This is a genomic window from Streptomyces sp. NPDC002104, assembly GCF_053593795.1.
This window is the reverse complement of sequence record NZ_JBSFDF010000015.1, coordinates 121983-145352: the sequence shown is the minus strand read 5'-3', so window position 1 is coordinate 145352 and position 23370 is coordinate 121983. Positions and strand designations below refer to the sequence as shown.

Below are 23370 nucleotides of genomic sequence, written 5' to 3'. Positions count from 1 at the left end.
GCTTCGCGATGGCCTTCGGCCACCCTTGACCGACCGACCCACCCCGAAACGCCACAAGACTTCCGGGATCCCCCCGAGGAACGGCCGGGAGGGAGACGTGGGGAGGAGCGGCCTCGTCGGCCATGCGCAGCCCCCTCCGGCCAGTGGGCATCCACACACCGCCCCGGCAGGACCGTGACCTCAGCCAGAACCTAGGGCGCGGGGCGATCAGAGCATCCAGGGACGGGCGTCTGGACACCCTTCCCGAGACTGTCGCCCGCCAACACGAGCGCAAGGGGGACATACATGCCCTTGGGGTCGGGGGGCGCGACAGATCGCTACACACTCCCACTCGGCTCAGCGACTACCGACCGGCCGTGGCTGATCTAGCGGAAGAGGGGGCTGATCTAGAGGGGGTTTGCGGGGCGTTCAAAGACGAGGTCGATTCCGTCGGTCTCGTTTCCCCGCTCGGCTACGCGGGTGAAGCCGAAACCCGCGATGGCGGCCAGGGAGGCCGTGTTGTCAGACCGGATGGTGGCGCGGACGGTCCTGACCTCGGGTTCTTCGGCGGCTCTGGCCAGGAGGGCGGTCAGCATGGCGCGGGCGTAGCCCTGGCGGCGGTAGGTGGACACGACGCTGTAGCCGATCTCGACCACGCCGGCTTCGTCCGGCGGGCCGTGGAACCCCGCGTCGCCGATGACGGTCCCGTCCGGCTCCGACACTGCGGCCCGGGTGGTCCAGGGCGCGGCGGACGGGTCCTTGGCGTGCTGGTCGGCGCGATAGCCGAAGATCCAGCGGGCACGGTCGGATACGAAGTATTCGTCCAGGGCCACACCGGCCTCGGCGCTGCCACCTGCCAAGTCGCCATCGGCAAGGGCCCGCAGGGCCTTGGCGTTGAGCTTGACGAAACGGACGCGCTTGGGGAGAAGTTCATTGCTCATCGCGGCGATGCTCACCCAGCCCATGGGGGCTGTCCACTGCTTTTCCGTCCGCCGATCAGCCCACCGCCTTCTCGTCCCTCCGGCGCACCAGCCCGCTAGATCAGCCACGGCCGGTCGGTAGTCGCTGAGCCGAGTGGCAGTGTGTAGCGATCTGTCGCGCCCCCCGACATCCAGAGGGGTCCATGTCGTCCTCTCACTCTGGGTGGCGGGCGACGGTCTCGGGAAGGGTGTCCAGACGCCCGTCCCTGGATGCTCCGATCGCCCTCCGCGTCCGTACTGGCTGAGGTCACGGTCCTGCCGGGGCGGTGTCCAGATGCCCACTGGCCGAAGGGGGCTGCGCATCCGCGACAAGGCCGCTCCTCCCTCTCCTCCCTCCCGGCCGTTCCTCGGGGGGATCCCGGAAGTCTTGTGGCGTTTCGGGGTGGGTCGGTCGGTCAAGGGTGGCCGAAGGCCATCGCGAAGCGACGCGACCGCAGGGAGCGCCCTTGAGGGACCGGCCCGCACCGAAAGGACACTGGACTGCCGGGCTCCCCCCGGAACCCCACGCAGCCAAGCACGAACCCGCAGCTCAAGCAGCCACCCCAGCCACCCCACCCCCGTACATCCGCATCCTCCTCACGCACATGCCCGTTGAACCGGTGTCCGTCCTGACTGCCGATTCCGGAGCTTCCGTGCCGTCTGCGCCCCTCCCCTCCCCACCCCCCAACCTCCTGGCCGCGCGGGTTCGGGACCCGTACCCCTACTTCGCCTGGCTGCGCCACCACGCACCCGTCCGTCCGGAGCGCCGGGACGGGCGCCCCACCGTGTGGCAGGTCTCCCGCTACGCGGACGTCCGGGCGCTGCTCACCGACGACCGGCTGAGCAAGGACCCGGGGCGGGTGCCCGGCTACGTGGCGGGGCCCGCCGGGCTGAACCGGCATCTCGTCCATGCCGATCCACCGGACCACACCCGGCTGCGGACGCTGGTGAACACGGCGTTCGTGCCCCGCCGCATCGCCCGGCTGGAACCTTTCATCACCGCCACCGCGCACCTGCTCCTCGACCGGATCGAGGGCCACGTCCACGTGGACGTGATCGGGGACTTCGCCGCGCCCCTCACCTTCCGGATGATCTGCGCGATCCTCGGTGTCCCCGAGGAGCTGGACACCCCGGAGACCCGCGACACCCTCATGGCCACCATCGCGCCCGCTCCCGGTCTGGATCCGGCACGGGTGGAAGGCGCGCTGCACGCGCTGCTCGACCGGCTCGTCGCCACGAAACGTACGGCGGGCGGCGAGCAGAGCGGAGTGGACCTGCTGGGCGCGCTCGTACGGGCCAGCGACGAGAGCGGCGCCATGAGCGAGGAGGAGCTGCGGTCCACCGCGTACCTGCTGCTGCTGGTCGGACACGACACCACCATGAACCTCATCGGGAACGGCACGCTCGCCCTGCTCCGCAACCCCGCCGAAGCCGCGCGGCTCACAGGGGTGACGGCACCCGATGCCGTCACCACGGCCGTGGAGGAGCTCCTGCGCTACGACTCCCCCGTGCGGGACGCCACCTTCCGCTGCGCAGCAGAATCGATCACCCTCCACGGGCAGGTGATCGGCCAGGGGGACATCGTCAGCCTGCTCATCGGCTCGGCGAACCGGGACGGCCACCGTTTCCCCGAGCCGGACCGGCTCGACCTCGGGCGGACGCCCAACGACCACCTCGCCTTCGGCTACGGGGCCCACTTCTGCATCGGCGCCGCGTTGGCCCGCCTCGAAGGGGCGGTCGCCCTCCCCCTCCTGCTCCAGCGCCTGGGCAGCGTCGCACTGGCCAAGTCCGCCGAAGAACTGCCCTGGCGGCCGACCCGCGTGATGCGCGGACTGGCCGCGCTACCGGTGGTACGCACCTGAACCCTCCCCAAGGTCCACCGGATCACCCCAGCCCACCGCGCCCCAGCCCAGCCCACCCACTCCCCCCAGGAGCACCCCCCGCATGCCCGACCCCTCCGTACTCGTGACCGAACCCGCCCCGGGCGTCCTCCTCATCACCCTCAACCGGCCGCACGTCCGCAACGCCGTCGACCGGCCCCTCGCCGAGGCCCTGGACGCGGCCCTCACCCGGCTGGACGGCGATCCTTCGCTGGCCGTCGGCATCCTCACCGGCGCGGAGGGCCACTTCTGCTCCGGCATGGACCTCAAGGCCTTTCCCACCGAAGGCGTCCCCGTCATCGCCGGGCGCGGGCTGGCGGGGCTGACCCGGGCCCGGCTGCGCAAGCCGCTCATCGCCGCCGTCGAGGGCGCGGCCGTGGCGGGCGGCTTCGAGCTGGCTCTCGCCTGCGACCTCATCACCGCGGCCGACACCGCGTTCTTCGCCCTGCCCGAGGTGGCCCGCGGCCTCATCGCCGCCGAAGGCGGAGCGATCCGTCTGCCCGGCCGGCTCCCGTACCACGTGGCCATGGAGATGCTCCTGACCGCGGCTCCCCTGCCGGCCCCCGACGCGGCCCGTTACGGCCTGGTCAACCGCCTCACCCCCGAAGGCCAGGCCCTTGAAGCGGCCCTCTCCCTGAGCGCCCGTATCCAGGAGCACTCCCCCCACGCCGTCCGCATCACGAAGCGGATCGTCCAGAACACCCGTGGCCTGGACGATCACGCCGCGTACTGCGTCCAGGACCCTCTCAGCACTCCCGTGTTCGCCACCAGCGCCGCCGCGGAAGGCGCCCGGGCCTTCACCCAGAAACGCTCCCCGGCCTGGACCGGGACGACGTCCCACTCGTAATCCCCCAGACCCACCGCCCGCCCCCATCCGACCTCTCCCGCCCCCCGCACCCCCCGTCGTACGCTGGTCTGATGCGCCCTTCGCCTCGAACTCCACGCCAAGCAGCGAGAATTGTCGTCCTCAACCCCGCCGGGTCCGTGTTCCTCTTCCGTGAGAACAACGTGGAAGTCGGCATTCACTGGCTGCCGCCCGGTGGTGGTATCGATCCCGGGGAGACGCCCGAGGACTGCGTGCGGCGGGAGTTGCGGGAGGAGACGGGCTGGACCGACCTGGAGCCGGAGCGGCTGCTCTGCACCTGGGAGCACGACTTCACGCACACGGGCACCCCCGTGCGCCAGTACGAGCACATCTACGTGACCACCGGCCCGCACCGCGATCCGGTGCCGGAGTACCCCGAGGCCCACTGGCGCTGGCTGTCCCCGCAGAACCTCGCCACGCTCGGTGAACCGCTGTGGCCGCCGCGCCTCGCCGAGCTGCTCCACGAGGCCCCCACCGAGCCGGTGCACCTGGGGCTGCTCGCCTGACCACCACCCGACGCCGCCCCGCCCGGCCCCGCCAGGCCCGGCCCCGCCCCGCCCGGCCCCGACAGCCTGGGCGGCGGCGCCGCCTCAACGGCCCCCGCCGGCACCGCCCGTCGCCCTCGTGTACAGCTTCCCCGCGTAGTCGGTCAGGATCGTGCTCGTCGAGACGTCGTCCGTGTCGCCGCCGGTCAGAACGCCGATGATCCTTCCGTCGGCGGCGATCCACGCGCTGCCGCTCGTTCCCGTGGGGAAGTCCGCGCAGTCGAAGCGCTGTTCCGTGGTGCTGAGCCGTACCGCCCGGGACACGCAGGTGCGCGGGACCTGGCGGCCCGACGGGTAGCCCGTCACCGTGACCTGCTCGTCCGTGCGGCCGGAGGTGTCCAGGACGGCGGCGCCGGTGACGTCCTCGATGTCGCGGCCCTCGGCGTCGGGGGCCAGCCGGGCGAAGGCCAGGTCGTAGTCGTCGTCCGTCCCGTCCGACCAGCGCGGGTCCTCGAAGACCTCCGCGATCCTCCAGGTGCCGTACGGAGCCCGCCCGTCCGCGTACGCGGGTGCGAAGGAGGCTCCCCCTTCGCCCGCCCGGCCGGCGAGCAGGCAGTGGCCGGCGGTGGCGATCAGGTTCCGCCCCGGGCTGTGGACGACGGTCGCCGTGCAGTAGTGATCACCGGTCGCGCTGCCCTCGAACAGCGCTCCGGCGAAGGCTGCGGGCCCGCCCGGCACGGAGGGTGAGACCGACGCCCCGGGGGTCCCGCCGGCAGCGGGCTGACGCTGTTCGAGGGGTTGCGACTGCGACTGCGGTTGCGGCCCCGACGGGGACGGCGACGGGCGGGACGGCTGAGCGGCGGGTGACGGGCGGTCGGGCGCCGGCGCCCCCATGGGGGCCGCTTTCGTGGACCCGGGGGTCGTGCCGTCGTCGGCCGGGACCACCTTCGTCATGGCCGCGGAGGCGCCCAGCGCCACCGCCGCGCAGAGCACCGCGGTCACCACGCTCCGCCTGTCCATCAGAGCCACCCCTCCCCCTTTGCTCCGGCGAAGCATGCCCTGCGCCCGGCAGCCCCCGCAAGGCTGACCCGCCCCCAGCCATTGACAGGGTCCCGCCCACCCCTCAGACTCCTCCGTATCCGATGGAAACAGTTTACGGAGGACACAGAATGATTGCCGCCCTCACCACCGTCACCACCCTCGCCTCCGCCACCGCCGTCGCCGCCCCCGCGACCGCCCTCCTCACGCTCCTCACCCACCGCGCCCTGCGCCGCGCCCGGGCGGCCAGAACCCTGCGGATCGATTCCCCGCACGGCATCGACGAGCAGGGCTTCGTCCGCATCGGCGGCATCGAGCAGTGGATCTCGGTCCGCGGCGAGGACCGGGCCAACCCGGTCCTCGTCGAGATCCACGGCGGCCCCGGCGCCGCCAACTCCATCCACACGGCCCGCACCCGCAGTTGGGAGCGGCACTTCACGATCGTCCGCTGGGACATGCGCGGCGCCGGCAAGACCTTCGGCCGCGGCGGCCCGGCCGGGCAGGGTGAGGCCACCTTCGAGCGGCTCTACGAGGACGCCCTTGAGGTCACCCGCTACGCCCGGGACCTGCTGGGCGCCGAGCGGGTGGTGCTCCTGGCCAACTCCTACGGCAGCGTCTTCGGGCTCCGGCTGGCCCGCAACCACCCCGAGCTCTACTCCGCGTACGTGGGCACCGACCAGAACATCCAGACCGCCGGCCGCGACACCTCCGCCCACGACTCCCTGCGGGAGCGGCTGCGCACCGCCGGGAAGGCGAAGCAGCTCGCGCAGGTCGAGGCCATCGGAGCCGACCCGCACGCCTGGACCGCGCGGGACCGGGCGACGTACGCCAAGCTCACCGCGCAGAGCGATCCGCTGACGCTCGCCACGCTCAAGAAGGTGGTCCTGGGTTCGATGTGGCTGTCGCCGCTGCATTCGCTGCGCGATCTGCGGGACTTCTTCCGGGGGCAGTCCTTCTCGGAGCGGATCACCGAGGGGACCGCGGGGTTCGACGACCGGGCCGACGGCACCCGCTTCGAGATCCCGTTCTTCCTCTTCCAGGGCGAGCACGACGTCCTCACCCCGACGGCCGCCGCCAAGGCCTTCTTCGACGAGGTCGAGGCCCCGGTGAAGCGGTTCGCCCTCATCGAGGACTGCGGCCACTTCGCCTCGTTCGCCCGACCGGACCGCTTCCTGGAGCTGCTCCGGACCCACGTCCGCCCGGTGATCGCGGGCGAGCGCCACTCCGCCGTCTGACCACCAGCGACCCCCGGCGGCCCGCACCAGCCCGGCCCGGATCCCTCAGTCGGCCGTTCCCCGCGGCACGACCCACCGCATCGGCTGGCCGGTGACCTCGGCGATCATGTCGTAGTCGCCGTCGTAGTGCAGGACGGTGGCTCCGTGCCGTTCCGCGGTCGCGGCGATGATCAGGTCCGGGAGGGAGGGCGCCTTCCAGTTGCCCCCCTCGATGAGCTTTCCCTGCACGTCCAGAGCCCGGTCCCACGTCTCATCGGGAGTGGGGAGCCAGTCGAAGGCGCCCATGCCCTTGCGGACCCGGTCCGCATCGGCCTTCGAGCGGGCGCCGTGCATCACCTCCAGCTCCACGGCGCCGCACACGGCGAGGACTCCCGCCACGTGGAGGGGAAAGACGACCTTGTGCACAGCCGGCTTGGGGTAACGCGCCAGTACCGACTTGTCGATCAGGAAGCGCTCGGTCATGCCGCCCTGTCCCGCACGTGCTCCGCATCCGCGAAGGTCTCGACGGCCGGTTCGGCCGGGCCGGTCAGGTCGGGCAGCCCACCCTCGGCGATCCAGTTGAGGAAGTCTTCCCGCTTGCGCCGGTTGACCGCGTCCTGAAGCGCGGCATTCACCGTCGCCACCTTCGTCTTCGTACCGAAGAGCTCGGCGGCCTCCGCCAGCAGGGCGTCATCGACGTCGATCACGGTTCTGGTCATCGTGAGCCTCCTCAGCGCGGGGCGGCGGGCGACCCCTGTCCACTTAAACGATATCAAGATCGGCCGCAAGAGATATCGCTTCTGCGGGCACGTCGTACATGGCGGAAGCGAAACGGCGGCCCCCGGGGAACTCCCCCGAAGGCCGCCGCCCCGTACGCCGTCACCCGCTACGCCCCCGGCCAGAGCCCCTCGGGGGTCAGGCCGAGCAGGTCGATCGCGTTGCCGCGCACGATGCGGTCCACCACGTCCGGGGCCAGGTGGCCCATCTGGGACTCGCCGACCTCGCGGGACTTGGGCCACGTGGAGTCGGAGTGCGGGTAGTCGGTCTCGTAGAGGACGTTGGCGACGCCGATGGAGTCCAGGTTCTTCAGTCCGAAGGCGTCGTCGAAGAAGCAGCCGAAGACGTGCTCCGCGAAGAGCTCCGACGGCGGGCGCAGCACCTTGTCGGCGACGCCGCCCCAGCCGCGGTTCTCCTCCCAGACCACGTTCGCGCGCTCGAGGATGTACGGGATCCAGCCGATCTGGCCCTCCGCGTACATGATCTTGAGGTTCGGGAAGCGTTCGAACTTGCCGCTCATCAGCCAGTCCACCATCGAGAAGCAGCAGTTGGCGAAGGTGATGGTGGAGCCCACGGCCGGCGGGGCGTCCGCCGAGGTGGAGGGCATGCGCGAGGAGGAGCCGATGTGCATGGCGATGACCGTGCCGGTCTCGTTGCACGCCTCCAGGAAGGGGTCCCACTCGTCCGTGTGGATGGAGGGGAGCCCGAGGTGGGGCGGGATCTCCGAGAAGGCGACCGCGCGGACCCCGCGCGCGGCGTTGCGGCGGACCTCGGCGGCGGCGAGGCGCGGGTCCCAGAGGGGGATGAGGGTGAGCGGGATGAGGCGGCCCTGCGCCTCGGGGCCGCACCACTCCTCCACCATCCAGTCGTTGTACGCGCGCACGCCGAGCAGGCCGAGTTCGCGGTCCTTGGCCTCGGTGAAGGTCTGGCCGCAGAAGCGCGGGAAGGTCGGGAAACAAAGGGCGGACTGGACGTGGTTGACGTCCATGTCGGCGAGCCGGTCGGGAACCGAGAAGGAGCCCGGGCGCATCTGCTCGTACGTGATGACTTCGAGCTTGATCTCGTCGCGGTCGTAGCCGACGGCCGTGTCGAGTCGGGTGAGGGGTCGGTGCAGGTCCTCGTACACCCACCAGTCGCCTATCGGTCCGTCGTCGCCCTTGGCCCCCATGACGGGGGCGAACTTGCCTCCGAGGAAGGTCATTTCCTTCAGGGGGGCACGGACGACGCGGGGGCCGACGTCGTGGTACTTGGACGGGAGCCGGTCCCGCCAGACGTTGGGGGGCTCAACCGTGTGGTCGTCCACCGAGATGATCTTCGGGAAGGTCTCCATGCCCTCACGGTAGCGTCAATCTGACGAACCGTCAGCTAGTTGAACGGGGCCGGATGCAGGATCCGCACGGACGGGACGCAGGATCCGTACGGACTGGGTCCGCTACGGACTGACGTGTACGCGCAACACAGGGCAGACTGGCCCTTACACCTAGGGAAGGCAGGGGGGAGACCAGATGGACGGCACACCGGCCATCCCGCACCAGCGGAACCACCCCGAGTCCGGTGACACCGCCATTGCCGCAGCCGCCGGAGTCGGACCCGGAGTCGAAGCCGCAGTCGGACCCGGAGGTGCGGCCGGAGTCGAAGCGGCGCCCGACGCGAACCCGGCCACCGCCAACGCCAACGCCGCCACCACCACCGCCCCCGCCCCCGACCCCGCCACCGGGGGCAACCGGTTCTCCGTGCTCGGGCCCATCCGGGCCTGGCGCGGCGGCGAGGCGCTGAGTTCCGGGACCCCGCAGCAGCGGGCCCTGCTCGCGGTGCTCCTGCTCCGCGAGGGCCGCACCGCGACCGCGCCCGAGCTGATCGACGCCATCTGGGGCGAGGACCCGCCGCAGCAGGCCCTCGCGACCATCCGTACGTACGCCTCCCGCCTGCGCAAGGTCCTCGAACCCGGGCTGCTCGTCAGCGAGTCCGGCGGCTACGCGATCCGCCTGCCCCACCCCGAGGCCCTCGACCTCGGCATCGCCCGGGCCCTCGCCGCCGACGCCGAGGCCGCGCGCGCCGGCAGGCCGAAGCCCGCCGGCCCCGGCGCCGGCAAGGGCCCCGCCGGCGCCCAGGTCGCGCACGGCGCCCCCGGCACCCCCGCAGGCAAGGGCGACCGCGCGCTCGCCCGGACGCTGCTCGCCCGCGCCCTGGACGTCTGGGACGGCGAACCGCTGGCCGGCGTCCCCGGACCGCACGCCGACACCGAGCGCACCCGGCTCGCCGAGTGGCGCCTCCAGCTGCTGGAGACCCGCCTCGACCTGGACCTGGAGCTCGGCCACCACGCCGAAGCCGTCTCCGAGCTGACCGCGCTCACCGCCGCCCACCCCCTGCGGGAGCGGCTGCGCGAGCTGCTGATGCTCGCCCTCTACCGCAGCGGCCGGCAGGCCGAGGCCCTCGCCGTGTACGCCGACACCCGCAGGCTCCTCGCCGACGAACTCGGCGTCGACCCGCGGCCCGAACTCGCCGAGCTCCAGCAGCGCATCCTGCGCGCCGACTCCGAGCTCGCCCGCGCCGAGGACCCGGCACCGGCGGCCGCACCCGCACACGTGAGGCCCGCCCAATTGCCCGCCACCGTCTCGGACTTCACCGGCCGCTCCAGCTTCGTCCGGGACCTCGGCGCGATCCTCTCCGGCGCCGAGGGGCAGGTGATGGCGGTCTCCGCCCTCGCCGGCATCGGCGGCGTCGGCAAGACCACCCTCGCCGTGCACGTCGCGCACGCCGCCCGCCCGCACTTCCCCGACGGGCAGCTCTACGTCGACCTCCAGGGCACCGAGGCCCGCCCCGCCGAGCCCGAGGCCGTCCTCGGCTCCTTCCTGCGCGCATTGGGCACCCCCGACGCCTCGATCCCCGACTCCCCCGCCGAGCGGGCCGCGCTCTACCGATCCACCCTCGACGGCCGGCGCGTCCTGGTCCTCCTCGACAACGCCCGCGACGCCGCCCAGGTCCGCCCGCTGCTGCCGGGCACCGCGGGCTGCGCCGCCCTCGTCACCAGCCGGGTCCGGATGGCGGGCCTGGCCGGAGCGCACCTCGTCGACCTCGACGTGATGAGCCCCGAGGAGGCGCTCCAGCTGTTCACCCGGATCGTCGGGGCCGAGCGGGTCGGCGCCGAGCGGCAGGCCGCCCTCGACGTGGTGGGCGCCTGCGGGTTCCTGCCGCTCGCCATCCGCATCGCCGCCTCCCGGCTCGCCGCCCGCCGTACGTGGACCGTGTCCGTGCTCGCGGCGAAGCTCGCCGACGAGCGCCGCCGCCTGGACGAGCTGCAGGCCGGCGACCTCGCCGTCAAGGCCACCTTCGAGCTGGGCTACGGGCAGTTGGAGCCCGCGCAGCAGCGCGCGTTCCGCCTGCTGGGGCTGCCCGACGGGCCGGACATCTCGCTCGCGGCCGCGGCGGCCGTGCTCGACCGGCCGGAGCACGACACCGAGGACCTGCTCGAAGCCCTGGTGGACTGCTCCCTGCTCGAATCGGCCGCGCCCGGCCGCTACCGCTTCCACGACCTCGTACGCCTCTACGCGCGGGCCTGCGCGGAGCGCGACGAGCAGCCGCCGAGCGAGTGCGACGGCGCCCTCGACCGGCTGCTGGACTTCTACCTGGCCACCGCCGCCGGGGTGTACGCCCTGGAGCGGCCCGGGGACCGGCTCGTGGCGCACCTGTCGGCCACCCGCCACCCCGGGCTGCACTTCACCGAGCCGCATTCCGCTCAGGACTGGCTGTACGCCGAGGCCGACCCGCTGCTGGCGTGCGTACGGCAGGCCGCCGCGCGCACGCCCGGGCCGGACGGCGCACCGGACGTGCTGCGCCGGGCGGTCGACCTGCTGTGGGCCGCCAAGGACCTCGCGGAGTCGGGCGCCAACTCCAAGCAGTACGAGGCGGCGGCCACCTCCCTGCGGGACGCCGCGCAGGCCGCGAAGGACCCGTACACCGAGGGCCGTGCCCGCACCACCCTCACCAACACCCATCTGATCGCGGGCCGCTTCGCCGAGGCCGACGCGGAGGCCCGCCGGGCCATGCTGCTCGCCCGCACCGCCGGGGACCCGCTGCCCAGCTGCTGGGCGCCCAACGACCGGGGCATCATCGCCCTGGGCGAGGGGCGGTACGACGACGGCGAGCGGTACCTCCTGGAGGCCATCGCGAACTTCCGGGCCGACGCCAACCGCGTCGGCGAGGCGAGCGCCCTGTGCAACCTCTCCCGCATCCACGTGGCGCTGGGCCGGCTGACCAGTGCCATAGACCTCGCGCAGCAGGGCATCGCCATCTACGACCGGATGGGACTCACCCTGCGCCTGGCCAACGGCCGCTACGCGCTGGGCATCGCGCTCACCCAGGCCGGGCGGACCAAGGACGCGCTGGCCCAGCTGACGGACGCGCTGGCGCTGTTCCACGACCACCGCCAGCCGCTGTGGGAGGGCATCACCCACTACCGGCTGGCGGAGGTGCACCTGTCGGCCGGGCGGGCCACGCTGGCGGCCGCCCACGCCGAACAGGCCATCGCGCTGCGCGTGATGGGCGGCGAGTGGCGGCGGGCGTGCGTCCTGATGGTCCTGGGCCGGGCGCTGCGCCGGCTCGGTCAGCGGGACCGGGCGCGGGTGTGCTGGCGGGACGCGGAGGTGGTCTTCGCGGAGCTGGGGTCCTCGGAACTGGCAGAGGTGCAGGCGCTGCTGGCGGCCGAGATCGCGGCCTGAGCCGGAGCCGGCGGCAGAGCCCGGGCGGGGGAACCGGGCGCTGAATGGGACGTTCATCGTTCGTTTATCTCTTCGGGTCATCGTAGGTACATCGACTCGTCGCGTCGGGGGGCACGCGGGTCGGCTGGACCACCCGTTCGGCGGTCCGCGGGGGAATCGCCGAACGGGTCCGACCCACCATCAGGAGTGCGCGATGACGACGAACGAGAACATCCTGCCGACCGACGGCGACATCAAGCCGATGGACAACCACGCCACCGGCACCGAGCTCAAGCCCCTGGACAACCACGCCACGGGTGAACCGCTCACGGCGGCGTCGGGCAAGCCCGCGTCCGTGGCCGACGAGGAGATCGTGACCCTCGACAACCACGCGACCGGCACGCTGCCGTAACGGCGGCACAAGACCACGGGGACCCACGGGGTACGGGGGTACGGGGGTACGGGGACCCATGGGGGGGTACGGGGGACGGCGGCCGCGGTGGCCTGGAGGGGAGCCACCGCGGCCGCCGCATTTCCATGCCCGCACGCACGGCGGTCAGCCGAGCTGCAGCAGCCGCTCCACGCCCCGCGCGGCTTCCCGCAGGGCGGGCGAGAACCGCTCCAGCTCCTCCCGCGTGTGCAGCGCGGCGGCGGCGGCCAGGCCGACCCCGCCCACCGGCACGCCCGCCCGGTCGAAGACCGGGGCACCCAGGCTGCGGACCGCGCGCTCGTACTCCGCGTCGTCGACGGCGTAGCCGCGCTCCCGGACCGTCCGCAGTTCGTCCGCGAGGTCCTTCCGCCCGGTGTGGGTCCGCAGGATGCCCTCGGTCTCCCCCGGCGGCAAGTGTGCGAGGACGGCCTTGCCGATCGCGGTGGCGTGCAGGGGGACGCTCGTGCCGACGCGCGGGGAGGTCCGGTGGGACCCGGAGCCCTCGATCGTGCGGATGTACGTGAGGGCGTTGCCGCTGCGCAGGGCCAGGTGGACGGCCTGGCCGGTGCACCTCTGGAGGAATTCGAGCAGCTCGACGATGCCCTCGGGCCGGTCGGCGGAGATCTCGGCGGCCAGGGTGCGCAGGCGCAGGCCGACTCCGTAGCTGCCCTCGCCGTCGGTGACGGCGTAGCCCTGCTCCACGAGGGAGACCAGGATCCGGTACGTGCTGGACTTGGGTATCCCGGCGGCGGCCGACAGCTCCGCGAGCCGGTGCGGGCCGCCGAAGGCGGTCAGCGCCTCGGTGATCCGCAGGGTCTTCTCCAGGGCACTCCCGTTTCGTATAGCACTGACCACGGAATCCCCAAGGGTTGGCAAAACGGTTCGCTTCACCCTACGTCACGGGATGCCCGTTTTGCCCGGGGCCGAAGGGCCCGAAATGCCGGTCCGCCGCGCCCCCGCTGACTAGGCTGACCGTGTGTTCACCTCCCAGGGCCCGACCCTCCGCGAACTGGCCGTACAGGCCCTGTCCTCCGTCGAGCGGGGCTACGACCTCCTGGCCCCGAAGTTCGACCGGACCCCCTTCCGCACCCCCGACCGGATGCTCGACGCGGTCGAGGAGACGCTCGCCCGCCACGAAGGCCCCTTCGACGCCGGACTCGACGTGTGCTGCGGTACGGGCGCGGGCCTCGGCCTGCTGCGACGGCTGTGCCGGGGCCGGGTGACCGGGGTGGACCTGAGCTCGGGGATGCTCGCCGAGGCCGGGCTCGCCCACCCAGAGGTGGACCTGCTGCGGGCCGACGCGCGCTCCCTGCCCGCCGCGCTCGGGGACTCGTACGACCTGGCCGTCAGCTTCGGCGCCTTCGGCCACTTCCTCCCGGCCGAGCGCCCCGCCGTCTTCTCCGGGGTCCACGCGGCGCTGCGCCCCGGCGGGGTGTTCGCCTTCCCGATCGGCGCCCCGATCCCGCCGAGCCGCCCGGCGTGGTGGGCCCTGAGCGGCTTCGACGCGGCGATGCGCGTGCGCAACGCCGTCCGGCGCCCGCCGTTCGTCATGTACTACCGCACCTTCCCGCTGGGCGGCGTCCGTACGGACCTGCGCGCCGCCGGGTTCACCGTGGAGACGCTCCCCCTGGACCACTTCGGCCGCCGGCCGGACGGTACGCCGAGGTGGCGGCTGGTGCTGGCGCGCCGGGCGGGCTGAGCCCCGGCGGGTCTCACCCCTCGTGCTTCTCGGGCAGGCGGCCGATGTCGGAGACCGGCCCGAGGTGGCCGAGCTTGTCGGGGTTGGACACGGTGTGGAGCGCCCGGACCACGCCGTCGACGATGTCGAGCTCGACCACGCTGGCCACCCGCCCCCCGGCGTCGACGATCAGGGCTCCCGGCCGGCCGTTGATCAGGGCCGGCCGCAGGGAGGCGCCGAGCGAGCGGAGCCGGCGGAGTCCGCCGATGAGCAGCTGTCCGACGCGGTGCGGATCGGTCACCGACCGCGCGACCGCGCGGGCCTTGCCGCCTCCGTCCCCGTGGTAGACGACGTCGGGCGCGAGCAGGTCGAGCAGGGTGTCCAGCTCACCGCCGGCCGCGGCATCGAAGAAGGTACGGGCGAGCTGCTCGCCCTCCGCCCGCCGGCCCGGGGGCGGCGGGCCGCCCGCGGCGATGTGCTTCCTGGCCCGGGCGAAGATCTGACGGCAGTTCGCCTCGGACTTGCCGGTGGCCCGGGCGACCTGCGGGTACGCGTACCCGAACACCTCGCGGAGCATGAACACCGCGCGCTCCACCGGGGACAGCGCCTCCAGCAGGACGAGGAACGCCATCGACAGGGAGTCGGACAGCTCGGCGTGCTCGGCCGGCCCCGGCCGGCCGTCGGACACGACGACGGGCTCGGGCAGCCATTCCCCCACGTACGTCTCCCGCCGCACCCGCGCCGACGTCAGGTGGTTGATCCCCAGCCGCGTCACCGACGTGGTCAGGTACGCCTTCGGCGCGGCTATCCCGGTCCCGGCCTGCCGGGCCTTGGTGAGCCCGAGGAACGCGTCCTGGACGATGTCCTCCGCGTCGCCCACCGACCCGGTCATCCCGTAGGCGATGGAGAACAGCAGCGGCCGGTACCCCACCGCGTCCGCCACGTCGACGGATCCCTGTACGGCCGACCCCTGTACGGCCGACCCCTGCACCGCTGATCCCTGCACCGCTGATCCCTGCACCGCTGATCCCTGCACCGCTGGTCCCTGCACCGCTGGTCCCTGCACGAAATCCTCCCCCGAGTCGCTGCGCGCCGTCGGCAGGGTACCCGAGTGCACCCACCTTGTTGATCATGGACGGGGTCCGTGACCCGGGTCACATCCGCCATCTGTCACAGGGCGCGGGGGTGCCGTGTCTTAGAGGGAGCACGACGCGAAACACCGGACACACCAGATGCACCGACCGATCGCCCCACCACAGCAAGGGAATCCGCCATGACCGCTCGCCTGAACCTCTTCGCCGACCCGGTCGCCGTCAAGGCGTGGAAGCACATCATCGCCGCGTCCAAGGCGCTCGGGGACTCGACCCTGCCGGCCTCGACCCGCGAACTGGTGATGCTCCGCGCCAGCCAGATCAACGGCTGCGCCGGATGCATCGACATGCACACCAAGGACGCGGCGGCCGCGGGCGAGACCGCGGTACGCCTCAACCTGGTCGCCGCCTGGCGCGAGGCCACCGTGTACACCGACGCCGAGCGCGCGGCCCTGCTCCTGACCGAGGAGGCCACCCGCATCGCGGACGCGGCCGGCGGGGTCAGCGACGAGGTCTGGGCGAACGCCGCCAAGCACTTCGACGACGAGCAACTCGCCGCCCTGGTGACCCAGATCGCGCTCATCAACGCCTTCAACCGCGGCAACGTCATCGTCCAGACCCCGGCCGGTGACTACCAGCCCGGCCAGCTCCAGCACTGACCCCCCGCGCAGCACGGCTCCGCCCCCACGGGCGGAGCCGGCGCCCGCCCCCTCCCCGATCTCCCTTCCCACCCCCGCCCGCCACCTCCCACCCCCGTCTCCAAGGACTGAGCCCTCCCATGAACATCGCGCTGTGGATCGTCACCGGACTGCTCGCCGTCGCGTACCTCCTCGGCGGCGCCTTCAAGGTGTTCACGCCGAAGCAGAAGATCGCCGCGAGCGGCGCCAGCGCGCGGTGGGTCGAGGACTTCGGCGCCGGTGCGGTGAAGGCGATCGGAGCCGTGGAGATGCTGGCCGCGATCGCCCTGATCCTCCCGGCTGTCCTGAACACCGCCCCGGTCCTGGTCCCCCTGGCCGCACTCGGCCTGGTCCTCCTCATGCTGGGCGCCGCCCTGACCCGCTACCGCCGCCACGAACCGGCGTACCTGGCGGTGGACTTGGTCTACGTCCTGCTGGCCGCCTTCGTGGCCTGGGGCCGCTTCGGCCCGGAAGCCTTCACGGGCTGACCGGTCCGCTCGCCGTCACCGGCGCCCACCCCTTCGCGCGGGCCGGCCGCGAGTGCCGCGAGTGCCGCGGGTGCGTCGTCAGCGGACCCTGGGCAGGCCGAAGGCCGACATCTTCTTCTCCTCGTACGAGAGGAACCCGAGGGAACGGTAGAAGGCGTGGTTGCGCGGGCCTTCGGGGGTCGACTCGTGGTCGGTCGACAGCAGGAAGAAGCGGCAGTGCGCGTACCGCCCCTTCACGTGCTCCATGAGCGCGCGGCCGATGCCCCGCCGGTGGTGTTCGGGGTGGACCAGCAGGTCCTGTACGTAGCAGACGGTCTCGTCGTCGGAGATCGTGCGGGCCAGCCCGAGGAGGGCGCCGGACTCGTCCCTGGCGGTGACGACCACGTGCGAGTTCGCCAGGCTCCGGTACAGCTTGCCGGGGTCGCGGGTGTAGCCCTGCCAGTCGACCGAGTCGTAGAGCTCGAATATCTCCTGGGGGTCGAACTCCCGCTGTTCCGCGATGATCACGCCGGTCCCGCCCGTCTCCGTCTCGGCCTTGGGTGCTGGAGACCGAACGTACCTCGCGGGCGGGGGCGAGGACCGGCCGGGGCGCGGGGCCGAGCGCCCACCGGCCGGCCTTCGCGCCGGCGCCGGCGCCGCTGCCCCGCGCGCCCGGCTTCGCGCCGCGCGCGTGTCAGCGCTCGACGTCGAGGGTGAAGCGCCGCGTGCCCGTACCGATCGTTTCGGCGTGGACCGAGCCGCGCGCCCGGTCGTACTTCCCGGTGCCGCCGGTGATCGCGTTGTCGAACGCGGGGGGCGGGCCCGGGACGAGGTGGCCGAAGATCATGCCCTGGGCGGCGATCTGACCGCCCGGGAGGGTGTAGGTGACGACGCAGGCCTCCGCTCCGCCGTTGTCGACCCGGGTGGTCGTGCAGGTGCCGCCGGTCTCGCCGACCTGGTTGCCGTCCTTGTCGAAGAGGAGCGAGCGGAAGACGGTCCGGTCGCCCTGGGCGGCGGGACCGCCGGGGTTGACGGGGAAGCGCGACTGCTCCGCGAGGCGGCCCGTGAGGGTGATGACCTGGCCCTTGCCGTTGCCCCTGTCGCCGTCGCTGTCGCCGTCGTGGGCCGGGGCGGAGGCGGAGGCGAGGGGGGCGCAGGCGAGGAGGGCGACCAGTGCGGTGGTCGCGCCGAGACCGGCGGTTCGGATGGGGCGCATGAGGGCTCCTGGGATCGGGGCTCATGGATGGTGGATGCACCATTCCTAGCCCCGGCGCCGAGGCCGCCCGGAGTGTCCCGACGCGACCCACCGTCAGATCCGACCGATCGGACCAGCACGGCACAGGAGCCGGGGCGGCATGGCCGGATCCGGCAGGAGCCCGTCCGGCGCCGGGCCGACCGGGAGCACGCGCGCCGGGTAGGTGGCGGGCGGGCTTCGCGCGGGGGTGTCAGTGCCGGGCGGCATACTCGTGCCGCGGCGCCGCCCGGAGCCGCGGGACGAGGGGAGCTGCGACATGGCCGAGGTGCTGGTCTTCCACCACGGGCAGGGGCTGACCGCCGGCGTACGGGCCTTCGCCGAGCGGCTGCGCGAGGCCGGACACACCGTCCACGTACCGGACTTGTTCGAGGGGCGGGTCTTCGACAGCCTCGACGAGGGCATCGGCCACGCCGGCCGGACCGGGTTCGGCACGATCATCGCGCGCGGAGAGGCCGCCGCCGGGGCGCTGCCCGCGGAGCTCGTCTACGTCGGCCTCTCGCTCGGTGTCCTGCCGGCGCAGAAGCTGGCCCAGACCCGCCCCGGCGCCCGGGGCGCGCTGTTGATCGAGGCGTGCGTCCCGGTCTCGGAGTTCGGCGGCGCCTGGCCCCGGGACCTTCCGGTCCAGGTCCACGGCATGGACGGCGATCCGTTCTTCGCCGGGGAGGGCGACGTGGACGCGGCCCGCGCGCTCGCCGGGACGGCGGCGGACGCCCGGCTGTTCCTCTACCCCGGCGACCGTCACCTGTTCTGCGACAGCAGCCTGCCGTCGTACGACGAGGACGCCGCGGGGCGGCTCACCGAGCGGGTGCTCGGCTTCCTCGACCGCGTCGGGTAGCCCGGAGGGCGGTACGGGCTCCGCCGCCACCGCCCTGCCGGCGCCGCCCGGGCGCCGCGCCCCTCAGCGGGTGCGGAGCTCGCGTTTGAGGACCTTTCCGCTCGCGTTGCGCGGGAGTTCGGAGACGAACTCCACCTCGCGCGGGACCTTGTAGTTGGCCATCTCCCGGCGGGACCAGGCGATCAGGTCGTCGGCCGTGAGGACCGCCCCCGGGCGGCGGACCGCGTACGCCTTGCCGACCTCGCCCAGCCGCGGGTCGGGGACGCCCACGACCGCCACGTCGGCGATGTCGGGGTGCAGGCCGAGGAGTTGCTCGATCTCGGCGGGGTAGGCGTTGAAGCCGCCGACGATGAACATGTCCTTGATCCGGTCGGTGATGCGCAGGTTCCCGGCGGCGTCGAGGACGCCGACGTCCCCGGTGCGGAGCCAGCCCTCGGGGGTGATGGCCTCGGCGGTCTCGGCCGGGTCCTCGAAGTAGCCGCTCATGACGTTGTGGCCGCGCACCCACACCTCTCCGGCCCGGCCCGCGGGCCGGGCCGCGCCCTGCGGGTCCACGATCCTCACCTCCGTCCCCGGAATGGCCCGGCCCGAGGTCGAGGCGATGGTCTCCGCCGGGTCGCCGCGGCGGCACATGGTGACGATGCCGCTCGCCTCGGAGAGCCCGTACGCGGTCAGGACGGTGCCGATGCGCAGCTCGCCGCGGAGCCGTTCCACGAGCTGGAGCGGGACCACGGCGGCGCCGGTGACGACCAGGCGCAGGGCGGACAGGTCGTGGTGGTCGCGCTGGGGGTGGTCGAGGAGGGACTGGTGCAGGGTGGGCGGGCCGGGGAGTACGGAGATCCGCTCGGCGGCGATGTTGGCGAGGACGGTGTCCACGTTGAAGACGGGCTGGGGGACCATCGTGGCGCCGCGCATCAGGCAGGCGATGACCCCGGCCTTGTAGCCGAAGGTGTGGAAGAAGGGGTTCACGATCAGGTAGCGGTCGCCCTCGCGCAGTCCGGCGAGCTCGCTCCACACCTCGTAGCAGCGCAGGGACTGGGCGTGGGAGATGACGGCGCCCTTGGGGCTGCCGGTGGTGCCGGAGGTGAAGATGATGTCCGAGGGGGCGGTGGCGGGGATCGCGTCCGTACGGGCCCGGACGGCCTCGGCGGATACGGAGTCGCCGCCGGTCAGGAACTCCTTCCAGGTGCGGAAGGAGTCCGGGGCGTCGTCGGACAGGACGACGACCTGCTCCAGGTGGGGCAGGCCGGGCAGCGGCCCGGAGCCCTCGCCCTCGGCTGCGGCGCGGCGCAGGGAGGCGACGTAGGAGGTGCCGAGGAAGGTGCCCGTCACGAAGAGGAGCCGGGCGCGGCTGCGCTGCAGGACGTAGGCGGCTTCGGAGCCCTTGAAACGGGTGTTGAGGGGGACGAGGACGGCTCCCGCGGAGACGGCGCCGAGGGCGGAGACGATCCATTCGAGGGTGTTGGGCGCCCAGACGGCGACCCGGTCCCCCGGCTCCACACCGGCGGCCATGCAGGCGGCCGCGGCCCGTTCGACGCGCTCGCCGAGCTGCGCGTAGTCGATGCGGACCCGCCCGTCGACGACGGCCTCGCGGCCGGCGTAGCGCGCGGCGGCGTACCGGACGAGTCCGCCGATGCTGGTCCGCGCGAGATCGGCCCGGCTGTCCTCCGCCGGGTCGGCCGGGTCGGCCAGGTCGGCCAGGTCGGCCGTGCCCGCCAGGTCGGCCGTGCCCGCCGGGTCGGCCGTGTTCAGGATCCCGCGCCCGCGCTCGTCCTCGTCCTCGGTCATCGTCCGCCCTTCCCTGCAACACCAGTAGCTGACTATCCGTCAGATTAGCTGTAGCCTTCGCGGCTGTCAGTACTGGTGCACCCCGGAGGTGGCGATGGCGGCAACGCTCAAGGACGCTACGGCGATAGTCGGCATCGGGCAGACCGCCTTTGCCAAACGACTGCCGCAGTCCGAAAAGGAACTGGCCTGCCGGGCCATTCTCGCGGCGCTCGACGACGCGGGCATAGACCCGTCCGAGGTCGACGCCTTCTCCTCCTACACCATGGAGGAGACCGACGAGGTGGAGGTCGCCAAGGCCATCGGCGCCGGCGACGTCACCTTCTTCTCCAAGATCGGCTACGGCGGCGGCGGTTCCTGCGCCACCGTCGGACACCTGGCCGCCGCCGTCGCCACCGGCCAGGCGGGCGTCGGCGTGGCCTGGCGCTCGCGCAAGCGCGGCTCGGGCCCGCGCCCGTGGAAGAACACCGCCGTCCAGCTCCCCACCCCCGGCCAGTGGACCCGCCCCTTCGGACTGCTGCGCCCCGCCGACGAGATCGGCATGCTGGCCCGCCGCTACATGCACGAGTACGGCGCCACCCGCGACCACCTCTTCAACGTCGCGATGGCCTGCCGCAACCGCGCCAACGAGAACCCGGCCGCGATGATGTACGAACGCCCGCTGACCCGCGAGATGTACATGACCGCCCGCATGATCAGCGACCCGCTCTGCCTCTTCGACAACTGCCTGGAGACCGACGGCGCGCTGGCCTGCGTCATCGTCAGCGCCGAGCGCGCCCGCGACTGCCGCCAGAAGCCCGTCTACGTCCACTCCGTCGCCCAGGGCCTGCCCTCCCAGCACCACGGCATGGTCAACTACTGGAACGAGGACCCGCTGTCCGGCCCCGCCTGGACCGCCGCCCGGCACCTGTGGAAGCAGGCCGACTTCGGCCCCCAGGACGTGGACGTCGCCCAGATCTACGACGCCTTCACCCCGCTGATCCCGCTCTCCCTGGAGGGCTACGGCTTCTGCGGACGCGGCGAGGGCGCCGCCTTCACCGAGGGCGGGGCCCTGGAGATGGGCGGCCGGCTCCCCATCAACACCGGCGGCGGCGGCCTCAGCGAGGCCTACGTGCACGGCTTCAACCTGATCAACGAGGGCGTCAAGCAGCTCCGCGGCATCTCCACCGCCCAGGTGCCCGACGCGGCGACCTGCCTGGTGACCGCCGGCGAGGGCGTCCCCACGTCCGCCATCCTGCTGCGCGCCTGAGGAGAGGAACATCATGACCACGACCACCCCCGCGGACGAGCTGCTCCTCCCCGTCCCCGACGAGGACGGCGCCCCCTTCTGGGAGTACGCCGCCCAGGGCGAACTCCGCGTCCAGGCCTGCACGGCGCCCGACTGCGGCAAACTGCGCTTCCCGCCCCGCCCCTGCTGCCCGCACTGCCGGTCCTTCGACTCCGACTGGCGCCGGATGAGCGGCCGGGGCCGGATCTGGTCGTACGTACGGCCGCACCCGCCGCTGCTGCCCGCGTACGCCGCCATGGCCCCGTACAACGTGATCCTCGTGGAGCTCGCCGACGCCCCGCAGATCCGCCTCGTCGGGAACCTCGTCACCTCCGCCGACGCCCCGCTCGACTCCATGGACCCCGCGCGGCTGCGCATCGGCGCGCGCGTCCAGGTGGTGTTCACCGAGACGGGCGGGATCGCGGTGCCGCGCTGGGTGCTGGAGAAGTCGTGACGGGCGCCGGGACGCCCGGGCTGCGGGTGGAGCGGGACAAGGCCACCGGGGTCGCGGTCGTCACCCTGGACCGGGAGCGCAAGCACAATGCGATCGACCTGGTGACGGCCGCCGAACTGGCAGAGGTGTGGCGAAAGTTCCGCTACGAGGACGAGGTACGGGCGATCGTCCTGACGGGCGCCGGGCAGGCGGCCTTCTGCACCGGCATCGACCGGGGCGTGGAGGTGCCGCAGCCGTCCTCGCCGTACTCGGTGGACGATCCGCTCGTCGCCATCGGGCCGAAGGCGAACGACCTGTGGAAGCCGGTGATCGCCGCCGTCAACGGCATGGCCTGCGGCGGGGCGTTCTACCTGCTGGGCGAGTCGGAGTTCATCATCTCCTCCGCGTCCGCCACGTACTTCGACCCGCACACCAGCTACGGGATGGTCAGCGCCTACGAGGCGATCTACATGGCGCAGCGCATGCCCTTCGGCGAGGCGGCCCGGATGTCCCTGATGGGCACGGCGGAACGGCTCTCCGCGCGGCGGGCGTACGAGATCGGCCTGGTCTCCGAGCTGGCGGAGCCCGCGGAGCTGCTCCCGGCGGCCCTGCGGGCGGCCGGGACGCTGGCCGGCTTCCCGACGGAGGCCGTCCAGGGCACCGTACGGTCCCTGTGGGCGGCGAAGCAGGCCGCGCTCCAGCAGGCGCTGGCGCAGGCTCCGGGCCTGGTGGCCTTGGGGAACCTGCCGCCCGAACGGCAGGCGGAGCTGTTCGCCGGGCGGCGCGGCGGGGGCGGGCAGGAGCCCCGGATCCGCTGACGGGCGGGGGGTGCGGGCCGCCTCAGCGGGCCGGCCCCTCCCTTCGCCCCCCGGCTAGCGGGTCTTCCTCGTGGACCTGGGCTTCGGCTTCGCCGGCCTCGTGCCGCCCGTGGTGGACCCGGTGGTCCCGGAACCCGACGTCGAGGTCGAGGTCGGGGCGGGCGACGCGGTCGAGAGGTTCTGGATGGCGCCCACGGTGCAGCGCCGGACCTCGGCCGCCTTGGCCGCGTTCGTCATCGGGAGGTCGACGGTGCGGCTCTCGCCCGCCTTGAGGGTGAGGTCCACGGAACCGGAGTCGACCGGGCCCGAGGCGCCTTCGAAGACCAGCGGGACACGGAAGGTGTGCCCGGAGGCCGCGTCCGAGGTGACCTTGACGGTGGCCTTCGGCGCGGCCGGCCCGGCACAGGTGACGACCTCGGCGTGCGCGAGCGGGCGGGTCGCGGTCGGCGTGGCCGTGGCGGTGGCCGTGGAGCCGCCGCTGCCGCTGCCGCCGCCCGTGCTTCCGTAGCTCTTCGTCTTCGTCTTCGACTTCGACGTGCTCTTGGAGCTGGAGCACCCGCCCCCGCTGCTCCTGCTCTTGCTCTTGCCGCTACCGCCCGTCGACGAGAACCCCGTCAACGCGAGCACCACGCCCACCAGTACCGCCGTGAGCCTGACCCGCCGCCCCGTGACCACCATGGCCTGCATTCCTCCCCGTCGAACAACGGGCGGCACGCTACCAGGAGGCGTGCAGGGCGCCC

The 23370-nt window shown here is 73.0% G+C and carries 24 protein-coding genes; 13 read left to right on the top strand and 11 right to left on the bottom strand.

Annotated elements, in window-relative coordinates:
* Positions 1–386: 386 nt before the first annotated feature.
* A complete protein-coding gene (locus tag ACWCP2_RS16225) occupies positions 387–920 on the bottom strand; it encodes a GNAT family N-acetyltransferase (protein WP_450909217.1) in 534 nt (177 codons plus the stop codon).
* 671 nt (positions 921–1591) lie between these two features.
* On the opposite strand from ACWCP2_RS16225, the gene ACWCP2_RS16220 reads away from it, so the two are divergent.
* The 3 genes from ACWCP2_RS16220 to ACWCP2_RS16210 all read left to right on the top strand — a co-directional run bounded on the left by ACWCP2_RS16220 (position 1592) and on the right by ACWCP2_RS16210 (position 4189).
* On the top strand, positions 1592–2800 hold the full coding sequence (locus tag ACWCP2_RS16220) for a cytochrome P450 family protein (RefSeq protein ID WP_450909216.1): 1209 nt from the start codon (positions 1592–1594) through the stop codon (positions 2798–2800).
* An 82-nt stretch (positions 2801–2882) separates the two neighbouring features.
* Positions 2883–3665, top strand: coding sequence for a crotonase/enoyl-CoA hydratase family protein (locus ACWCP2_RS16215; protein WP_450909215.1), 783 nt, complete (start codon positions 2883–2885; stop codon positions 3663–3665).
* 71 nt (positions 3666–3736) lie between these two features.
* Entirely contained in the window at positions 3737–4189 is a 453-nt protein-coding gene (locus ACWCP2_RS16210; protein ID WP_450909214.1) for an NUDIX hydrolase, read from the top strand.
* 84 nt (positions 4190–4273) lie between these two features.
* Here ACWCP2_RS16210 and ACWCP2_RS16205 read toward each other — a convergent pair whose 3' ends face one another.
* On the bottom strand, positions 4274–5188 hold the full coding sequence (locus ACWCP2_RS16205; RefSeq protein ID WP_450909213.1) for a trypsin-like serine peptidase: 915 nt from the start codon (positions 5186–5188) through the stop codon (positions 4274–4276).
* 149 nt (positions 5189–5337) lie between these two features.
* Between ACWCP2_RS16205 and ACWCP2_RS16200 the strand changes: the two genes are divergently transcribed.
* Positions 5338–6441: an alpha/beta fold hydrolase gene (locus ACWCP2_RS16200; RefSeq protein ID WP_450909212.1), complete on the top strand. Its 1104-nt coding sequence runs from the start codon at positions 5338–5340 to the stop codon at positions 6439–6441.
* Between the two features lie 45 nt (positions 6442–6486).
* On the opposite strand, the gene ACWCP2_RS16195 is transcribed toward ACWCP2_RS16200, so the two are convergent.
* The 3 genes from ACWCP2_RS16195 to ACWCP2_RS16185 form a co-directional block, all read right to left on the bottom strand.
* Positions 6487–6903 (bottom strand): PIN domain-containing protein, encoded by a 417-nt coding sequence (locus ACWCP2_RS16195; RefSeq protein WP_450909211.1) that lies wholly within the window; start codon positions 6901–6903, stop codon positions 6487–6489.
* Entirely contained in the window at positions 6900–7139 is a 240-nt protein-coding gene (locus ACWCP2_RS16190; protein WP_450909210.1) for a type II toxin-antitoxin system VapB family antitoxin, read from the bottom strand. Before ACWCP2_RS16190 ends, ACWCP2_RS16195 begins: the two co-directional genes overlap by 4 nt.
* 167 nt (positions 7140–7306) lie before the next feature.
* Positions 7307–8527 (bottom strand): amidohydrolase family protein, encoded by a 1221-nt coding sequence (locus ACWCP2_RS16185; protein WP_450909209.1) that lies wholly within the window; start codon positions 8525–8527, stop codon positions 7307–7309.
* A 175-nt stretch (positions 8528–8702) separates the two neighbouring features.
* On the opposite strand from ACWCP2_RS16185, the gene ACWCP2_RS16180 reads away from it, so the two are divergent.
* Entirely contained in the window at positions 8703–11915 is a 3213-nt protein-coding gene (locus ACWCP2_RS16180; RefSeq protein WP_450909208.1) for an AfsR/SARP family transcriptional regulator, read from the top strand.
* A gap of 193 nt (positions 11916–12108) precedes the next feature.
* Positions 12109–12306 carry a hypothetical protein gene (locus ACWCP2_RS16175; protein ID WP_450909207.1) on the top strand — a complete coding sequence of 66 codons (198 nt, stop codon included), beginning with the start codon at positions 12109–12111 and terminating at the stop codon, positions 12304–12306.
* 144 nt (positions 12307–12450) lie between these two features.
* Here the strand turns inward: ACWCP2_RS16175 and ACWCP2_RS16170 are convergent, their stop codons facing one another.
* Positions 12451–13179 carry an IclR family transcriptional regulator gene (locus ACWCP2_RS16170; protein WP_450909206.1) on the bottom strand — a complete coding sequence of 243 codons (729 nt, stop codon included), beginning with the start codon at positions 13177–13179 and terminating at the stop codon, positions 12451–12453.
* A gap of 121 nt (positions 13180–13300) precedes the next feature.
* Between ACWCP2_RS16170 and ACWCP2_RS16165 the strand changes: the two genes are divergently transcribed.
* Entirely contained in the window at positions 13301–14023 is a 723-nt protein-coding gene (locus ACWCP2_RS16165; protein WP_450909205.1) for a class I SAM-dependent methyltransferase, read from the top strand.
* Positions 14024–14036: 13 nt separating this feature from the next.
* Here the strand turns inward: ACWCP2_RS16165 and sigJ are convergent, their stop codons facing one another.
* Entirely contained in the window at positions 14037–14894 is an 858-nt protein-coding gene (gene sigJ / locus ACWCP2_RS16160) for an RNA polymerase sigma factor SigJ (RefSeq protein WP_450909224.1), read from the bottom strand.
* Positions 14895–15275: 381 nt separating this feature from the next.
* Between sigJ and ACWCP2_RS16155 the strand changes: the two genes are divergently transcribed.
* Together ACWCP2_RS16155 and ACWCP2_RS16150 are read left to right on the top strand one after the other, a co-directional pair.
* On the top strand, positions 15276–15752 hold the full coding sequence (locus ACWCP2_RS16155) for a carboxymuconolactone decarboxylase family protein (protein ID WP_450909204.1): 477 nt from the start codon (positions 15276–15278) through the stop codon (positions 15750–15752).
* Between the two features lie 119 nt (positions 15753–15871).
* On the top strand, positions 15872–16258 hold the full coding sequence (locus tag ACWCP2_RS16150; protein ID WP_450909203.1) for a DoxX family protein: 387 nt from the start codon (positions 15872–15874) through the stop codon (positions 16256–16258).
* Positions 16259–16336: 78 nt separating this feature from the next.
* Here ACWCP2_RS16150 and ACWCP2_RS16145 read toward each other — a convergent pair whose 3' ends face one another.
* Positions 16337–16765, bottom strand: coding sequence for a GNAT family N-acetyltransferase (locus tag ACWCP2_RS16145; protein ID WP_450909202.1), 429 nt, complete (start codon positions 16763–16765; stop codon positions 16337–16339).
* A gap of 166 nt (positions 16766–16931) precedes the next feature.
* Positions 16932–17453, bottom strand: coding sequence for an allene oxide cyclase barrel-like domain-containing protein (locus tag ACWCP2_RS16140; RefSeq protein WP_450909201.1), 522 nt, complete (start codon positions 17451–17453; stop codon positions 16932–16934).
* Between the two features lie 295 nt (positions 17454–17748).
* On the opposite strand from ACWCP2_RS16140, the gene ACWCP2_RS16135 reads away from it, so the two are divergent.
* Positions 17749–18327: a dienelactone hydrolase family protein gene (locus ACWCP2_RS16135; protein WP_450909200.1), complete on the top strand. Its 579-nt coding sequence runs from the start codon at positions 17749–17751 to the stop codon at positions 18325–18327.
* Between the two features lie 63 nt (positions 18328–18390).
* Here the strand turns inward: ACWCP2_RS16135 and ACWCP2_RS16130 are convergent, their stop codons facing one another.
* Positions 18391–20115, bottom strand: a complete 1725-nt coding sequence (locus tag ACWCP2_RS16130) for a FadD3 family acyl-CoA ligase (protein WP_450909199.1) — start codon at positions 20113–20115, stop codon at positions 18391–18393.
* 94 nt (positions 20116–20209) lie between these two features.
* On the opposite strand from ACWCP2_RS16130, the gene ACWCP2_RS16125 reads away from it, so the two are divergent.
* The 3 genes from ACWCP2_RS16125 to ACWCP2_RS16115 are packed head-to-tail and all read left to right on the top strand — an operon-like array spanning position 20210 to position 22630.
* The gene (locus ACWCP2_RS16125; protein WP_450909198.1) at positions 20210–21361 is read left to right on the top strand and encodes a lipid-transfer protein; all 1152 of its coding nucleotides are present in this window, start codon (positions 20210–20212) and stop codon (positions 21359–21361) included.
* A 13-nt stretch (positions 21362–21374) separates the two neighbouring features.
* The gene (locus tag ACWCP2_RS16120; protein WP_450909197.1) at positions 21375–21833 is read left to right on the top strand and encodes a Zn-ribbon domain-containing OB-fold protein; all 459 of its coding nucleotides are present in this window, start codon (positions 21375–21377) and stop codon (positions 21831–21833) included.
* The gene (locus ACWCP2_RS16115) at positions 21830–22630 is read left to right on the top strand and encodes an enoyl-CoA hydratase/isomerase family protein (protein WP_450909196.1); all 801 of its coding nucleotides are present in this window, start codon (positions 21830–21832) and stop codon (positions 22628–22630) included. The genes ACWCP2_RS16120 and ACWCP2_RS16115 overlap by 4 nt, the downstream gene beginning before the upstream one ends.
* Positions 22631–22684: 54 nt before the next feature.
* Here ACWCP2_RS16115 and ACWCP2_RS16110 read toward each other — a convergent pair whose 3' ends face one another.
* On the bottom strand, positions 22685–23317 hold the full coding sequence (locus ACWCP2_RS16110; RefSeq protein WP_450909195.1) for a hypothetical protein: 633 nt from the start codon (positions 23315–23317) through the stop codon (positions 22685–22687).
* Positions 23318–23370 lie beyond the last annotated feature (53 nt).

Coding starts and splice junctions, on each gene's coding strand:
- ACWCP2_RS16225 (WP_450909217.1), bottom strand. CDS start 920: ATGAGCAATGAACTTCTCCCCAAGCGCGTCCGTTTCGTCAAGCTCAAC.
- ACWCP2_RS16215 (WP_450909215.1), top strand. CDS start 2,883: ATGCCCGACCCCTCCGTACTCGTGACCGAACCCGCCCCGGGCGTCCTC.
- ACWCP2_RS16210 (WP_450909214.1), top strand. CDS start 3,737: ATGCGCCCTTCGCCTCGAACTCCACGCCAAGCAGCGAGAATTGTCGTC.
- ACWCP2_RS16205 (WP_450909213.1), bottom strand. CDS start 5,188: ATGGACAGGCGGAGCGTGGTGACCGCGGTGCTCTGCGCGGCGGTGGCG.
- ACWCP2_RS16200 (WP_450909212.1), top strand. CDS start 5,338: ATGATTGCCGCCCTCACCACCGTCACCACCCTCGCCTCCGCCACCGCC.
- ACWCP2_RS16195 (WP_450909211.1), bottom strand. CDS start 6,903: ATGACCGAGCGCTTCCTGATCGACAAGTCGGTACTGGCGCGTTACCCC.
- ACWCP2_RS16190 (WP_450909210.1), bottom strand. CDS start 7,139: ATGACCAGAACCGTGATCGACGTCGATGACGCCCTGCTGGCGGAGGCC.
- ACWCP2_RS16185 (WP_450909209.1), bottom strand. CDS start 8,527: ATGGAGACCTTCCCGAAGATCATCTCGGTGGACGACCACACGGTTGAG.
- ACWCP2_RS16180 (WP_450909208.1), top strand. CDS start 8,703: ATGGACGGCACACCGGCCATCCCGCACCAGCGGAACCACCCCGAGTCC.
- ACWCP2_RS16175 (WP_450909207.1), top strand. CDS start 12,109: ATGACGACGAACGAGAACATCCTGCCGACCGACGGCGACATCAAGCCG.
- sigJ (WP_450909224.1), bottom strand. CDS start 14,894: ATGACCGGGTCGGTGGGCGACGCGGAGGACATCGTCCAGGACGCGTTC.
- ACWCP2_RS16155 (WP_450909204.1), top strand. CDS start 15,276: ATGACCGCTCGCCTGAACCTCTTCGCCGACCCGGTCGCCGTCAAGGCG.
- ACWCP2_RS16150 (WP_450909203.1), top strand. CDS start 15,872: ATGAACATCGCGCTGTGGATCGTCACCGGACTGCTCGCCGTCGCGTAC.
- ACWCP2_RS16140 (WP_450909201.1), bottom strand. CDS start 17,453: ATGCGCCCCATCCGAACCGCCGGTCTCGGCGCGACCACCGCACTGGTC.
- ACWCP2_RS16135 (WP_450909200.1), top strand. CDS start 17,749: ATGGCCGAGGTGCTGGTCTTCCACCACGGGCAGGGGCTGACCGCCGGC.
- ACWCP2_RS16130 (WP_450909199.1), bottom strand. CDS start 20,115: ATGACCGAGGACGAGGACGAGCGCGGGCGCGGGATCCTGAACACGGCC.
- ACWCP2_RS16125 (WP_450909198.1), top strand. CDS start 20,210: ATGGCGGCAACGCTCAAGGACGCTACGGCGATAGTCGGCATCGGGCAG.
- ACWCP2_RS16120 (WP_450909197.1), top strand. CDS start 21,375: ATGACCACGACCACCCCCGCGGACGAGCTGCTCCTCCCCGTCCCCGAC.
- ACWCP2_RS16110 (WP_450909195.1), bottom strand. CDS start 23,317: ATGCAGGCCATGGTGGTCACGGGGCGGCGGGTCAGGCTCACGGCGGTA.